Genomic DNA, 14,331 nt, shown 5'->3' with positions numbered 1-14,331 from the left:
CCCCCTCAGCGACCGACTGGAAGTGAAGTAGAAAAAAATGGCGAAGCGAATCGACGTAAGCGGACTGACCGCCTACTACGGATCCCACAAGGCGATCGACGACATCTCGATGACGGTCGAACCGCGCTCGGTGACGGCCTTCATCGGCCCCTCGGGCTGCGGCAAGTCCACGTTCCTGCGCACGCTGAACCGTATGCACGAGGTGACGTCGGGCGGCCGGGTCGAGGGCAAGGTGCTCCTGGACGACGAGGACCTGTACGCCGCCGGCGTGGACCCCGTCTCGGTCCGCCGCGAGGTCGGCATGGTCTTCCAGCGCCCGAACCCGTTCCCCACCATGTCGATCTTCGACAACGTGGCGGCGGGCCTGCGCCTCAACGGCTCCTACAAGAAGAGCGAACTGGCGGACGTCGTCGAGAAGTCCCTCCAGGGCGCGAACCTCTGGAACGAGGTCAAGGACCGACTCAACAAGCCCGGCTCGGGCCTCTCGGGCGGCCAGCAGCAGCGTCTGTGCATCGCCCGCGCCATCGCGGTGGAACCGAAGGTCCTGCTGATGGACGAGCCGTGCTCGGCTCTCGACCCCATCTCCACCCTGGCGATCGAGGACCTGATCGGCGAGCTCAAGGAACGCTTCACGATCGTCATCGTGACGCACAACATGCAGCAGGCGGCGCGCGTCTCCGACCGCACGGCCTTCTTCAACCTGTCCGCCGTCGGCCAGCCCGGCAAGCTGATCGAGATCGACGACACGGAACGCATCTTCTCCAACCCGTCGGTCCAGGCCACGGAGGACTACATCTCAGGCCGCTTCGGCTGAACCGACCCACCCCCGGGCGGGCCCGCTCCGGCCGCCTCCCCACAAACCCCTCGCGGTGCTGCATGGCGGTGCCACCGCGAGGACACAAAGGGCCCGCCCTCCGGCTCGGAGGGCGGGCCCAGGTGTTGCCTCGGCCGGTCGGCCAGGGCGAAGACGGGGGTGCCGAGGGGAAACCACTCGGGGTGCCGAGGGGAAACCACTCGGGGTGCCGAGGGGAAACCACTCGGGGTGCAGGGAGAAAACCACTCGAGGTGCAGGAGGCGGAGCCCCCGCAGGGGTCCGGGGCGGAGCCCCGCGGCGGGGGCCTTCCATCCCACCGCGCCGGGCCGGTGGGTGGGCAGGCCCCCTACAGAAACGCCAGATCCACGATCCAGAACGCGCACGCAGCGACAAGCCCCGCCGCAGGCATCGTGATGAACCAGCCGAGGACGATGTTCTTGGCCACCCCCCACCGCACGGCATTGATCCGCTTGGTCGCCCCGACACCCATGATCGCCGAGGTGATCACATGCGTCGTGGAGATCGGCGCCTTGAACAGGAACGCCGTGGTGAACATGATCGACGCCCCGGTCGTCTCCGCGGCGAACCCCTGCGGCGGATCAAGCTCGATGATCTTCCGCCCGAGGGTCCGCATGATGCGCCACCCACCGGCATACGTGCCCAGCGACAGCATCACCGCGCAAGCGATCTTCACCCACACCGGGATCGGATCGTCGGCTCCCTGCACATCGCCGATGACGAGCGCCATCACCACGATGCCCATCGTCTTCTGGGCGTCCTGGAGGCCGTGCCCCAGCGCCATACCCGCGGCCGACACGGTCTGGGCGATCCGGAAACCCCGCTTGGCCTTGTGCGGATTGGCCCGGCGGAACATCCAGAGAATGGCCGTCATGACCAGATATCCGACGATGAGTCCCACCACCGGCGAGAGGAACATCGGGATGACGACCTTGTCGAGCACGCCGGACCAGATGACCTCCGTACCACCGGCGAGCGCGGCGCCCACCATGCCGCCGAACAGCGCGTGCGAGGACGACGAAGGCAGCCCGAAGTACCAGGTGACGAGGTTCCAGACGATCGCCCCGACCAGCGCGGCGAACAGGATGCCCATCCCCTTCGACCCGTCGGGCGTCTCGATCAGACCCTTGCTGACGGTGTGCGCGACCCCGCTCCCGAGGAACGCGCCGGCGAGGTTCATCACCGCGGCCATGGCCAGTGCCGCCCGAGGCGTCAGCGCCCGGGTCGAAACGGACGTGGCAATAGCGTTCGCGGAGTCGTGAAAACCGTTCGTGTAAGTGAATCCGAGTGCGACACCGATGGTCACAATCAGAGCGAAGGTGTCCATGAAAGGTTCAGGACTCCTTGACCGCGATGGTCTCCACCGTGTTGGCCACGTGCTCGAAGGCGTCGGCGGCCTCCTCCAGCACATCCACGATCTGCTTCAGCTTGAGCACCTCGATGGCCTCGTACTTGCCGTTGAAGAGATGCGCGAGCAGCTTGCGGTGGATCTGGTCGGCCTGGTTCTCGAGCCGGTTGACCTCGATCCAGTACTCGGTGAGGTTCTCCATGGTCCGCAGGTTCGGCATGGCCTCGGCCGTCAGCTCCGCCGCGCGCGCCAGCACCTCGATCTGCTGCTCGACGCCCTTGGGCAGTTCCTCCACGTTGTAGAGGACGACCAGGTCGACGGCCTCCTCCATGAAGTCCATGATGTCGTCGAGGGAGGACGCGAGGTTGTAGATGTCCTCGCGGTCGAAGGGCGTGATGAACGAGGAGTTCAGCTGGTGGAAGATCGCATGCGTGGCGTCGTCACCTGCGTGTTCCGCGGCCCGCATACGCTCTGCGATCTCGGCCCGGCCGGCGGGGTCCGCCCCGAGCAGTTCCATCAGGAGTTTCGAGCCCGTGACGATGTTGTCCGCGGATGCGGCGAACATGTCGTAGAAGCTCGTCTCCCTGGGGGTCAGACGAAAGCGCACGTGGGGTCCTCAGGATGCATCGGTTTCGGTCAGGCTGATGCTAGGCGCATCATCCGGCCACGGCTAACGGGCCGTCCCCCAGTGTCGCCCATGGGGCAGGACGACCGGGAGGGGGGCGGCCGGACACGGGGTGACCGGCGAAGTCCCTGCTCGGGCCGTATACCCGTCGAAGTTCGGTACGATATACCCAGTAGGGGTATAGGTGCGGAGCCGGAGCGCTGGAGGACACGATGACGACCACCGAGACCGGCGGACCCGCAGCCGAGACCGCGGCCGATCCGGAGCACGCGCCCGGAGCGGTCCACGGCTACCACAAGCAGAAGGACGAGCACCTCAAGCGCCTGCGCCGGATCGAGGGCCAGATCCGCGGCCTCCAGCGCATGGTCGACGAGGACACCTACTGCATCGACATACTCACCCAGGTGTCCGCCTCCACCAAGGCCCTGCAGTCGTTCGCGCTGCAACTGCTGGAGGAGCACCTGCGCCACTGCGTCGCCGACGCCGCTCTCCGGGGGGGCGACGAGATCGACGCGAAGGTGGAAGAAGCGACGAAGGCCATCGGCCGCCTACTGCGTACCTGACCCGCGATCCGCATCCGGTCCTGCCCCGGAACCGGCCCCAGGCCCCGACGTCTCCGCGGAATCCTCCCCCACCCGCAGCACCAGATCGATGCGCTCGAGGCTGAGCCGTTCCTCCCCGGCGGCCGACGCGGCGATGATCAGCTCCCCGCACAGCTCGATCTCGGCGAGGGCCACGTGGTCCTGAACTGCCGTACCGCCGCCCGGAGCCACGCGCATCACCTCGTCTCTGCCGTCACCGGCTTCCTAGAGTAGGGAGCGCTATACACCGCGCGCATGGCACGGACGGGCTAGTCCTTGTGCCCACCCTGTGGCCGAAAACACTCGCCCCGTCCGCCGCGCACTCGCTACTCCTCCGCGATCCGCCCCGCGTAGATGTCCCGGGCGGCTGGCAGCCGCACCTCGACGGGCGCCCCGAAGTCGTACAACAAGGTCGTCGAGGCCACCGCGACGGCCTCCTTGCGCTGCCCGTTCACGAAACTGAACCGGTGCCTGACCTTGCGGACGCGCCCCTGGTCGTCGAGGTAGACGTCGAACGGCACCCGCGCCGTGGCGAACCCCTTCGCCGCCGCCCGCAGCGCGTCCCGCCCGCCCACCGACGCGTTCCGGGCGGCCACCGCCAGATCGGCGGTCCCGCGGTAGTGCCGCACCGCCGTCCCGGCCACCTCGGTCCTCCCCACGTACCTCGCCGTACGCGTCCCGCGCAGCACCTCGGCGGCGGCGAAGGGATCGGTGGCGCCGCCGGTCACGAGGTTCCCGTCGGACAGGGCCGCCGTGTCCACCCGCACCCACTTGTCGTCGGGCACCCCGTCCCGGTTCTTCATGAACAGGGCTCCCGGCGCTAGGAGTTCGGTGATGGGGCGGTGCTCGCTGGTTCCGGCCGGATCCTGCGGCAGCAGCACCTTCAGCTCGCCGAGCTGTCTGCGGTAGTCGTACACGCCCTGGCCGCGGATGGTCACCCGGGTCCCGCCGGTGGCCATCTCCATCGACGTACGCGCCTTGGACGTGCCCGCGTCCACGAGGGCGTCGGCGGCCCGGTGCAGCGTGGCGACCGGGTCGGCCGCACGGCCGTCCTCCGCGGCGGCCCCTCCTCCGGTACATCCGGCGGCTCCCGCGCAGAGCCCCGCCACGAGCCCCGCCAGGACCCCCGCACCCACCAGCCCGTGCTGCCGTTCCGCCATGGCCTGTGCACCCCCAACCGGTACGTCCGTCACGGGACCCCTGTTCGTTCCGGTTAACGACGGGTAAGTGCCCCCGTCACGCTGGGCCGAAGGCTTGCGACCGCTGTACGGGTCCTTTCGCCGAACCTGGGTAACGTTGTCAGTGTGACGCAGCAGGACGGCGAGGCCCGCCCCCGCACCGAGGGGGAACACACCACGACGACCGTCGAACAGGGCAGGTTCTGCCTGGCCCGCTGCACCTGCGGCTGGCGCGGCCCGGCCCGCAGGGCGAGAAGCATGGCGAGAACGGACGCGGACCGCCACACCGGCGGCTGACCGGCGGACGTCACCGTTGCGTCACCGCCCCCCACCGCAGGAACCCGGGGTCCCATGGCCACGTCTCGTTGCATGAAGCCGTGCGAATCCGGCAGGCGGCCGAGGGAAGGCGCAAGAACATGGAACGGCGTACGTTCATGGCGGGTGGCGCGGCCGCGGTCGCGGCGGCAGCGACCGCATGCAAGGCGACCAACGGCAGCGCGGGCGCCTCCGCCTCGGCCACCGGGGACAGCAAGGTCCCCCTGACCACGACCAGCGTCGCCGCCCCCGCCAACTGGGCCGCGCTCGCCCGCGGCCTGGACGGCGCCCTGGTCCGCCCCGGCGAGGCCTCCTGGGCCGCGGCCCGTCAGCTCTACAACACCCGCTTCGACAACCTCAAGCCGGCGGCGGTGGCCTACGTGGCCCACGCCGACGACATCCGCACGGTACTGGCGTACGCCCGCGCCCACCGGATCAAGGCCGCGATCCGCAACGGCGGCCACTCCTACGGCGGCTGGTCCTCGGGCGACGGCCGGCTGATCATCGACGTCTCCAAGCTGAACCGGGTCCGGGCGAGCGGCTCCTCGGCGGTGGTCGGCGCGGGCTCGAAGCTGATCGACGTCTACCGGGCGCTCGCCGCGAAGGGCGTGACGATCCCGGCGGGCTCCTGCCCCACGGTCGGTGTCTCCGGCCTGGTGCTGGGCGGCGGCCACGGCGTCGTCTCCCGCGCCTACGGCCTGACCTGCGACAGCCTCACCCGGGCCACGCTCATCACCGCCGACGGCAAGCAGCTCACCGCCGACGCGACAACGAACAAGGACCTGTTCTGGGCCCTGCGCGGGGCGGGCAACGGCAACTTCGGCGTCGTCACGGAGCTGGAGTTCAGGACGCACCCCGCGCCCCAGGCGGTGACGGGCTACCTCACCTGGCCCTGGTCGAGGGCGGCGGCGGTGGTGAAGGCCTGGCAGGAATGGGGCCCGTCCCAGCCCGACGAGATCTGGTCCTCCCTGCACGTGTCGAACGCGACGGGCGGCACTCCCACCGTCTCGGTCGCCGCGTTCTGCATCGGCACGTACGGCCAGCTCCAGAACGCGGTGGACCGCCTCGCGGACCGCGTCGGCGCCCCCGCGACGAACGTCTCGCTGCGCCGCCGTACGTACGAGGCGGCGATGGAGATCTACGCAGGCTGCTCGTCCTTCACCTCCGACGCCCAGTGCCACCTGCCGGGCACCACGCCCGGCCGCTCCCCGCAGGGCGCGCTCGGCCGCGAGACGTACGCGGCCCGCTCGGACTTCTTCGACGTCTCGCTCTCGGCCGCGGGCATCCAGACCCTGCTGAAGCAGATGAAGTCGGTCCAGGGCGGCTCGGGCAGCATCGCGCTGACGGCGCTGGGCGGCGCGGTGAACCGGGTGTCCCCCACGGCCACGGCGTTCGTGCACCGCCGCTCACGCATGCTGGCGCAGTACATCGCGTCCTGGCGGGCGGGCACGACGGGGACCGCGGCCCAGTCCTGGCTGAACACGGCCCACAAGGCGATGGCCCCGTACGCCTCGGGCGCCGCCTACCAGAACTACGCCGACCCGACCCTCACGAACTGGCGCAAGGCGTACTACGGAGCGGCGCTCCCCCGTCTGACCCAGCTGAAGAAGCAGTACGACCCGAACGGCTTCTTCAGCTACCCCCAAGCCCTCTGACGCCCCGTCGGTCCCGGCAGGGAGCCGGGCCGCGAGGTCCCGCTCCCTCAGGCGTGCGGCCTGACAGGGCACTAGGCCGCGAGGTCCCGCTCCTCGGCGGTGGCCTCGACGCGCGCTCCGGTCATGAAGGCGTCCCGTTCCCCGACCCGGGCGGCCCGGCCGCGCACGAGCCATCCCGCACGCGGCGACCGGTCGACGGCCTTCAGCACGGGGGTGAGCAGCATGGAGGCGATGGGCGACAGCAGCAGCGCGACGGCGGTCCCGAGCGCGAACCCGCCGACGACGTCCGTCGGATAGTGCACACCCATGTAGATCCGGCAGAACCCCTCGAGCAGGGCGATCCCTATCCCGACGAGCCCGAACCTTCGGTTGGCGACGAACAGCCCGACGGCCATGGCCATGGTGAGGGTGGCGTGGTCGCTCACGAAGGAGTAGTCGGTCTTGCCGGAGACCAGCACCTCCAGCCCCTGGTGGTCACGGAAGGGCCGGGGCCGTTCCACGAACCCCCGTATGGGCACGTTCACCAGGACGGCGACCGCGGCGGCGAGCGGCGCCCAGATCAGCGCGGCGACGGAGGACGCGGCCTCCTCGGCCCCGCCGGGCCGCCGCCGGACGCCCCACCAGCACCACACGATGAGCAGCACCATGGCGAGCAGCAGCCCGTACTCGCCGACGAACTCGACGATCCGGTCGAGCCAGTGCGGGGCGTCCTTGGCCAGCCCGTTGATGTCATAGAGCAGGTCGACGTCGGGGTTCGACCCGGATTCGGCGAGTCCAGCCATGGTGCTGCGGCCCCTTCGTCTGGTTCTGCTCGGCACACCTCACATGCGCCCGCTCCAACAGGAACGCACGGCCCCGGTTGATACGTTCCACTCTCCACTGAATGATCACTCAGACGTTATCGAAGAGAGACAGATCCGCGCAGCTCAGGGGCCGGGTGCGGGCAGGCGTCAGACGGTCGTGGGGAGCGCTTTCGCGCCATCTTCGGTGACGCGGGTCGCCCCGAAGTACTCGGCGGTGTCGATGGGGTCGAACCGGATGACGGCCCCCGTGTAGGGCGCGTCGATCATGTATCCGCCCCCCACGTAGATCCCCACGTGGTGGATCGCCCGCGAGTTGCCCGGATCGGTGGAGAAGAACACCAGGTCTCCCGGCAGCAGCTCGCTCCGCTTGGGATGCGGGCCGGCGTTGTACTGGTCGTTGGCGACCCGGGGCAGGGTGATCCCGACGCTCTCGTAGGAGGCCTTGGTCAACCCGGAGCAGTCGAACCGTCCGCCCTGGTCAGCCGTGCCGTTGCCACCCCACAGATAGGGCGTCCCGAGCTTCTTCTGCGCGTAGTAGATGGCTCCCGCGGCCTGCTGCGAGGGATCCACCCGGCTGACGGGCGCGGCGAAGGATTCCTCCAGAGTCGTGATGATCTTCACGTAGTTCTGGGTCTCCTTGTACGGCGGTACGCCCCCGTACTTGATGACCGCGTAGGCCCCCGCGTTGTACGAGGCGAGCATGTTCCGCGTGATGTCCCCGGGGACGTCCTTCACGTACGAGGCGAGCTGGCAGTCGTACGTGGCGGCCGACGGAATCGCGTCATTCGGGTCCCAGACGTCGCGATCGCCGTCGCCGTCGCCGTCGATGCCGTGCGTGGCCCAGGTTCCGGGGATGAACTGCGCTATCCCCTGCGCGGCTGCGGCGCTCTGCGCCCTGGGGTTGAAGCCGCTCTCCTGGTAGAGCTGGGCGGCGAGCAGCGCGGGATTGATGGCGGGGCACAGATTGCCCCACTTCTGCACGAGCGTCTGGTAGGCGGCGGGCACGGCGCCCTTGGCGAGCGCCTTGCCGGCTCCGCCCACCCCGCCCGCCACGTTGCCGCCGATGAGGTACACCCCGACGACGAGCGCCATCATGAAGGCGGCGCCGGCACCGACGGCAGCGGTGGCCACGATCCATGCCTTACGCACCGTCAACCGCCCCTCACCGCCCAGGAGTCCGCCCCCGACAGTGTAGAGGCGGCTCCAGCCCTCCGGGGTGATCACGAACAAGGAGAAACCGCACGTCGCGCCCCAGTGTCCCGCCCGGCAGCCGCACCACCCCGACTCGCCGCCCGCGCAAGGGGGTTCCACGCCGAAGAGGGCACCTCATCCGGTCATGACGGGGCGTCGGAGGACTGCCTAGGAGTCGGAGGCCGCCTCGCGGTACAGCTCTGCGGCCTCCGACCCGAGGACCACGCTGTACGAGGTGTCGGCCGTCGCCCCGCCCTGCTCATGCCCGCCGAGGACGCCGACCACGTCGCCGTCGCCGTTCACCCAGGGGCTTCCGCTGGTCCCGCCGGTGAAGTCGGGGCAGTCGATGCGCTGCTGGGTGGCGTTGTGCGCGGCGGGCCGGTTCGTGCAGCGGATCGGGACCTCGAGCTCGTCGGGGTAGCCGGTGACGGTCACGGCGGTCGCCCCCGTGGTGGTACGCGTCGCGAACCGGTTGCCGCCGACCACGTCCTCGACGCCCTCCCCGTCCCGATCGTCGAGGACGGCGAACGCCACGTCACTGTCCTCGTCCTGTCCCTGCGCCCATCCGTCGGGCAGGAAGACCCGCTCGACCCGCCAGCTGCCGTAGGGGGCTTCGCCGTCCCGGTAGCCGGGGACGAAGGAGAGCTCGCCCGCCCCGCCGAGACAGTGCGCCGCGGTGGCTATGAGGTCGCGGTGCGGGCTGTGCACCACGGAGGCGGTGCAGACGTGCGTACCGGCGAGTCTGCCGGCGTCGGCGTCGGCGGCGGCGAACAGCGCGCCGACCCGGGCGGTCTGCGCCGTCGCCGCAGCGACGGCCGTCACCCCGAGGGGTCCGGGCCCGCCGTCGGCCGCCGCTTCGGAGGCGGAGGTGACAGCCAGCATCACGACCGCTCCGAGCAGGGCGTTTCGCTTCATCGGGTTCACTGTGTCCCACGAGGGTGAGAGAAACGTCAGACGCGTACCTTCCCTTCCGACGCTACCCGCACTCCACCCACGCCACCTTTCCAGTCTTCCCACCAGGCCCGGATACCCCACGGCCCGCCCCGCATGCCCGTACCGACCGCAGACCCGGCGCCGCCCACGGGCGGCGGCCCGGACGCGTTCCCGCAGGTTCACCGACCTCGAGGAGGACTTTCCCCGTGGCTGACATCCCCTCCGGCCTCACCTGGACCCGTGCCGCCCCGCCGGACGCGACCGGCCCCGGCCCCTGGATCGAGATCGCCTTCGGCGAGGGGGACGACGGCGAGGCTCCCGTCTATCTGCGGGAGACCAGCGCCCCGGAGACCGTCGTCACGACGAACCGCAGAAAGTGGGACGCGTTCGTACGGGGCGTACAGGCGGGTGAATTCGACCATTTCGTCGAAGGCCTACCGGAATTCGACCGGCCCGAATGAGTCGCGACACAGGGAAGGGCCCCGTCGGCAATCGTCGACGGGGCCCTTCCCTCAGCCGGATTTCGCGGAATCCACGGAATTCCCGGAATCCGCTACCAGCGGTACCAGCGGCCCTTGCGGCCACCGTGCCCGGCAGGCCGCGCCACAAAGCCCACCAGCCATACCACCAGGACGATGACGGCGAGCCACCACAGGGCCTTGAGTGCGAATCCGGCACCGAAAAGGATGAGCGCGAGAAGCAGAACAAGAAGCAGGGGAACCATGATTATCAACCTCCGCTGACTCAGGTGCCCCACGAAATTCCCTTCACGCCTTCAAATTTCCGACGCATGTCGTCGACGAAGCAGGGAACACGAGTCCCCCGCATATTCGGGACACCGGCGCGTCAGGCACGCCGGAGACACGGAACCACCAGAACCACCGGAGCCGCCGCGGACACCGGGAGTACTGAGGACGGGAGTACTGAGGACACCGGGGACACCGGCGTCACAGGAAGCGGCGGATGGGCAGGACGGCGGCCTCTCGCGCCCGCTGGACCGCCGAGCGCCGCTTCCAACGTCCCTCCCGGATCAGCGCGGCGGCCTTCACGTCCTCGTCGAAGTGGCCGTCGAGCGTGGCCGTGAACTCCTGGTCCAGCACGGCGAGCATGATCTCCTCGTCGTGGTCGAGGGACCGCCGGTTGAAGTTGGTCGAGCCCACCAGCGCGGCGATGCCGTCCACGGTGATGACCTTGGCGTGCATCATCGTCGGCTGGTACTGGTAGATCTTCACGCCGCAGGCGGTGAGGTCCTCGTAGTAGTGCTGGCCGGCCAGCTGGCAGACCCGCTTGTCGGTGTGCGGCCCGGGCAGCAGGATCTCCACCTGCACGCCCCGCCGGGCGGTGGCGCACAGGAGTTCGATGAAGAAGGCGTCCGGCGAGAAGTAGGCGGTGGCCAGCCGGAAGCGTTCCTCGGCCGACTCCAGCATCACCCGGATCAGCGTCTGCATGTCCTGCCAGCCGAAGCTGGCCGATCCGCGCACCACCTGCACCACCGCGTCGCCCTGCGGGTGGTGCGGGACGAACCGGTCGCGGTCGTCGAAGAGTTCCTCGTGACACTCGGCCCAGTTCTGCGCGAAGGCGGCGGCGATGCCGTCCACGGCGGGTCCGCGGACCTCCACATGGGTGTCGCGCCACTCGTGCTCGTTGCGCGCGTTGCCGCACCACTCCTCGGCGATCCCGACCCCGCCGGTGAACGCCGTCTGCTCGTCCACGACGAGAACCTTGCGGTGGCAGCGGTGGTTCTGCTTGAACGGGGAGAGGGTCAGGGGTCTGCGGAACCAGGCCACCTGGACACCGGCCCGCTCCATCTCCTCCAGCAGTTCCTTCTCGATCAGCCGACTGCCGAACCCGTCCAGCAGCAACCGCACCCGCACCCCGGCCTGGGCCCGGTCGGCCAGGGCCCGCGCGAACTCCCGGGCGATGTCACCCCTCCAGTACACGAACGTCATCATGTCCACGGTGTGCTCGGCGGACCGGATGCGCGCCAGCATCGCCGGGAAGATCTCGTCCCCGTTGCGCAGGGCGGTGAGCGTGTTGCCCTCGGTCGCCGCGATGCCGATCAGCCGCTCGAGGCGACGGCGTATCCGCACGGCCCGCTCCTCGACCCTCGCCGGCGTATCGGTGCCGGAGCCGGCATCGGTCGGCTCGGTCCGGTGCTGCGTACTGGTCATGGCGTCACCCGGCCGGCGCTCACAGGGGACACGGAGCCGCGCTGCCCGGTCCGGCACGGGACGCGGCGAGCAGACTTTACCTCCGGCCCCGCAGCAGGTTCCGGCACGGGCTGCACCGCCGCCCACGGCGACCCCCCGGACCGGTCGGGTGCGACGCGCCGGGGCGGCAGGGATCCGGTCGGGGCAGGGGCGGGGTCAAGTTCCGGCCATCGCCGTACCATCCGCCCGCCATTGATCAGCAATCCCCCAACCCCCTTGAGTATGGCGGAAGTCAGGATTCCACCGCCCATCTTGTTGTCGCGTACTCAACAAGGGAACAGTCGTCCGCGGGCCGCCGCCCGCCACCGGGGACCACACACCGGTGGCACGCATCACCCCCCACCCGCACCGCCCCTGTCACCCGTCTTCAGGAGCTGTCCGTTGCGTACGACGACTTCCCCCGCCTCCCCCGCCATATCCGGCAGATGGCGCCGCACGGCCGCCTCGGCCCTCGGCACCGCCGCCCTCGTGCTCGCCGGACTCGGCACCGCGGCCCATGCGAGCGCGGCACCCGCGACCACCACCACGACCACCTCCGCCAAGGTCACCTGGGCCGCCACCCCCTGTGCCACCCCCAAGCACAAGGGCGACCTGACCTGTAACTCCTTCCGCGTGACCGGCGGCACCACGGCCTTCCAGAAGGAACGCGCCGCCGAGACCGGCAAGGCCGCCAAGGTCACCCCGAAGGCCTCCGCCGCCAGCCCCACCGGTTACGGCCCGTCCGACCTCCAGGACGCCTACGGCCTCACCGACGCGGCCTCGAGCAGCGGATCCGGCGAGACCATCGCCATCGTCGACGCCTACGACGACCCGAACGCCGCCGCCGACCTCGCCAAGTACCGCACCTACTACGGCCTCCCCGCCTGCACGGTCGCCAACGGCTGCTTCAAGAAGGTGAGCCAGAGCGGCTCCACCACCTCCCTGCCCAGCGCCGACAGCGGCTGGGCCGAGGAGGAGTCCCTCGACCTCGACATGGCCAGCGCGGTCTGCCCCAACTGCAAGATCCTGCTGGTCGAGGCCACCTCCTCGTCCATGGCCAACCTCGGCAAGGCCGTGAACGAGGCCGTGACGCTGGGCGCGAAGTTCGTCTCCAACAGCTACGGCGGCTCCGAGTCCTCCTCGGACACCTCGTACGACACCTCGTACTTCAAGCACGCCGGCGTCGCCATCACCGTCAGCGCGGGCGACGAGGGCTACGGCGCCGAATACCCGGCCGCCTCCAAGTACGTGACCTCGGTCGGCGGCACCGCCCTGTCCACCTCCTCCACGACCCGCGGCTGGACCGAGAAGGTCTGGAACACCAGCTCCACCGAGGGCACCGGCTCCGGCTGCTCCGCCTACGACGCCAAGCCGACCTGGCAGACCGACACCGGCTGCGCCAAGCGCACCATCTCCGACGTCTCGGCCGTGGCCGACCCGGCGACCGGCGTCTCGGTCTACGATTCCTACGGGGTCACCGCCGGCTGGTACACCTTCGGCGGAACCAGCGCCTCCGCACCCATCATCGCCGCCGTGTACGCCCTCGCCGGCACCCCGGGCAGCAGCGACTACCCGGCCTCCTACCCCTACGCGGACACCTCCGCCCTGAACGACGTCACCAGCGGCAGCAACGGCACCTGCTCCTCCAGCACCGCCTACCTCTGCACCGCCAAGTCAGGCTACGACGGCCCCACCGGCCTCGGCACCCCGCAGGGCACGGACGCCTTCACCGGCTGATCCACCGTCACACACCACCGCCGTCCCGCAGAGCCGGCCACGGCCGGCCACAACAGAACAGCCACAGTGGGCCGTGGGGGCCACACGTGGTGAATGGGCGAACGGGCCCCGGCATCCAGCCGGGGCCCGTTCGCCATGCCCGGTGTGCGCCACGTCATGAGAACATCGAAACGTACGCTCACCCGACCAGCCGTCAGAAACGGTGCGGGGCCGTGAAGTGGGCTAACGACGGGACCACACCACAGGTTCCGCTGCGGCCTCATTGCCCGGCGTGACCTGCCGTGATACACAGAGTGACCATACGAGCTATTCGTACGACTCCCGCCCGACAATGACGCCAAGTCGACATACGACGGCTGATTTGTCGGCGACAATGAGGCGTGACCTCTGCACACCCGCAGAGCGACCGTGGAACTACCCACCAGGGGCGGTGACTTACGTGCTGTTTGCGGCCGACAAAGGCGATATCAACACCATCATCGGCGGGATCGCTCCGGACTGGGGGCCCTTCGGCAGCCTGGGCAACGAGGCCAAGGTGATGATCGAGGTCGTGATGGCGGTCGCCATCCTTCTCTGCCTCGGCATCGCCATCTGGGGCGCGGCCAAGCAACGCATCGGCGCGACCGCCCTGCGGGACACCTTCAGTGCGGAACAGGGCAAGGGCCTCATCATCGCCGGGCTGACGGGAGTCTTCATCATCGGCTCCCTCGGGACCCTGTTCACGATCGTGTACGGCATGGCCGTGTAGCCGCGGCCTCCGCGCCACCCCCAGTCCCGTCCGGGCACGCCCGGCCCACACCCCACACCCACCTGTCGTGCCCACCGGCTGAGGTTGCGTTTCCCTGATGTCCCTGATGTCGAGTCACCACACCGCGCCCGCGCGGGAACCAGCACGGCTACCGTCGTACTTGTACACGTCCCGGTACAGCAGCGAGGGGGCCTAC

General features: G+C 69.7%; 16 protein-coding genes. 7 read left to right on the top strand and 9 right to left on the bottom strand.

Annotation, left to right across the window (positions count from 1 at the left end; genetic code table 11):
- The first annotated feature begins 37 nt into the window (after positions 1–37).
- Positions 38–814, top strand: coding sequence for a phosphate ABC transporter ATP-binding protein PstB (gene pstB / locus OHS71_RS22215; protein ID WP_189921350.1), 777 nt, complete (start codon positions 38–40; stop codon positions 812–814).
- A gap of 346 nt (positions 815–1,160) precedes the next feature.
- Here the strand turns inward: pstB and OHS71_RS22210 are convergent, their stop codons facing one another.
- The gene (locus OHS71_RS22210) at positions 1,161–2,159 is read right to left on the bottom strand and encodes an inorganic phosphate transporter (protein WP_328481109.1); all 999 of its coding nucleotides are present in this window, start codon (positions 2,157–2,159) and stop codon (positions 1,161–1,163) included.
- 7 nt (positions 2,160–2,166) lie between these two features.
- Positions 2,167–2,787: a DUF47 domain-containing protein gene (locus OHS71_RS22205; protein ID WP_057579445.1), complete on the bottom strand. Its 621-nt coding sequence runs from the start codon at positions 2,785–2,787 to the stop codon at positions 2,167–2,169.
- 230 nt (positions 2,788–3,017) lie between these two features.
- Between OHS71_RS22205 and OHS71_RS22200 the strand changes: the two genes are divergently transcribed.
- Positions 3,018–3,368, top strand: a complete 351-nt coding sequence (locus OHS71_RS22200; RefSeq protein ID WP_328481108.1) for a metal-sensitive transcriptional regulator — start codon at positions 3,018–3,020, stop codon at positions 3,366–3,368.
- On the opposite strand, the gene OHS71_RS22195 is transcribed toward OHS71_RS22200, so the two are convergent.
- Positions 3,354–3,584, bottom strand: coding sequence for a hypothetical protein (locus tag OHS71_RS22195; protein WP_328481107.1), 231 nt, complete (start codon positions 3,582–3,584; stop codon positions 3,354–3,356). The two genes, OHS71_RS22200 and OHS71_RS22195, sit on opposite strands and share 15 nt — an antisense overlap.
- Positions 3,585–3,712: 128 nt before the next feature.
- Complete coding sequence (locus OHS71_RS22190; RefSeq protein ID WP_328481106.1) at positions 3,713–4,546, bottom strand: hypothetical protein; 834 nt, start codon at positions 4,544–4,546, stop codon at positions 3,713–3,715.
- A gap of 144 nt (positions 4,547–4,690) precedes the next feature.
- Here OHS71_RS22190 and OHS71_RS22185 point away from each other — a divergent pair, with 144 nt between their 5' ends.
- Both OHS71_RS22185 and OHS71_RS22180 read left to right on the top strand, forming a co-directional pair.
- Complete coding sequence (locus OHS71_RS22185; RefSeq protein WP_328481105.1) at positions 4,691–4,861, top strand: hypothetical protein; 171 nt, start codon at positions 4,691–4,693, stop codon at positions 4,859–4,861.
- 119 nt (positions 4,862–4,980) lie between these two features.
- Positions 4,981–6,534, top strand: a complete 1,554-nt coding sequence (locus OHS71_RS22180) for an FAD-binding oxidoreductase (protein WP_328481104.1) — start codon at positions 4,981–4,983, stop codon at positions 6,532–6,534.
- Positions 6,535–6,605: 71 nt separating this feature from the next.
- Here the strand turns inward: OHS71_RS22180 and OHS71_RS22175 are convergent, their stop codons facing one another.
- The 3 genes from OHS71_RS22175 to OHS71_RS22165 form a co-directional block, all read right to left on the bottom strand.
- Positions 6,606–7,316, bottom strand: a complete 711-nt coding sequence (locus OHS71_RS22175) for a phosphatase PAP2 family protein (protein ID WP_328481103.1) — start codon at positions 7,314–7,316, stop codon at positions 6,606–6,608.
- 168 nt (positions 7,317–7,484) lie between these two features.
- On the bottom strand, positions 7,485–8,492 hold the full coding sequence (locus OHS71_RS22170; RefSeq protein WP_328484591.1) for a C40 family peptidase: 1,008 nt from the start codon (positions 8,490–8,492) through the stop codon (positions 7,485–7,487).
- 204 nt (positions 8,493–8,696) lie between these two features.
- Positions 8,697–9,443 (bottom strand): trypsin-like serine peptidase, encoded by a 747-nt coding sequence (locus tag OHS71_RS22165; RefSeq protein WP_328481102.1) that lies wholly within the window; start codon positions 9,441–9,443, stop codon positions 8,697–8,699.
- A 224-nt stretch (positions 9,444–9,667) separates the two neighbouring features.
- Here OHS71_RS22165 and OHS71_RS22160 point away from each other — a divergent pair, with 224 nt between their 5' ends.
- Positions 9,668–9,922: a DUF397 domain-containing protein gene (locus tag OHS71_RS22160; RefSeq protein WP_328481101.1), complete on the top strand. Its 255-nt coding sequence runs from the start codon at positions 9,668–9,670 to the stop codon at positions 9,920–9,922.
- A gap of 92 nt (positions 9,923–10,014) precedes the next feature.
- Here the strand turns inward: OHS71_RS22160 and OHS71_RS22155 are convergent, their stop codons facing one another.
- Positions 10,015–10,185, bottom strand: a complete 171-nt coding sequence (locus OHS71_RS22155) for a hydrophobic protein (protein ID WP_328481100.1) — start codon at positions 10,183–10,185, stop codon at positions 10,015–10,017.
- 223 nt (positions 10,186–10,408) lie between these two features.
- Complete coding sequence (locus OHS71_RS22150) at positions 10,409–11,632, bottom strand: phospholipase D-like domain-containing protein (RefSeq protein WP_328481099.1); 1,224 nt, start codon at positions 11,630–11,632, stop codon at positions 10,409–10,411.
- Between the two features lie 420 nt (positions 11,633–12,052).
- Here OHS71_RS22150 and OHS71_RS22145 point away from each other — a divergent pair, with 420 nt between their 5' ends.
- Complete coding sequence (locus tag OHS71_RS22145) at positions 12,053–13,387, top strand: S53 family peptidase (protein ID WP_328481098.1); 1,335 nt, start codon at positions 12,053–12,055, stop codon at positions 13,385–13,387.
- A 439-nt stretch (positions 13,388–13,826) separates the two neighbouring features.
- Complete coding sequence (locus OHS71_RS22140; RefSeq protein ID WP_003991275.1) at positions 13,827–14,135, top strand: hypothetical protein; 309 nt, start codon at positions 13,827–13,829, stop codon at positions 14,133–14,135.
- Positions 14,136–14,331: the final 196 nt, after the last annotated feature.

The organism is Streptomyces sp. NBC_00377 (genome assembly GCF_036075115.1).
Lineage (GTDB): Bacteria > Actinomycetota > Actinomycetes > Streptomycetales > Streptomycetaceae > Streptomyces.
Note: the sequence above shows the minus strand (reverse complement) of the source record. Positions and strands in the feature narration are given on the sequence as shown.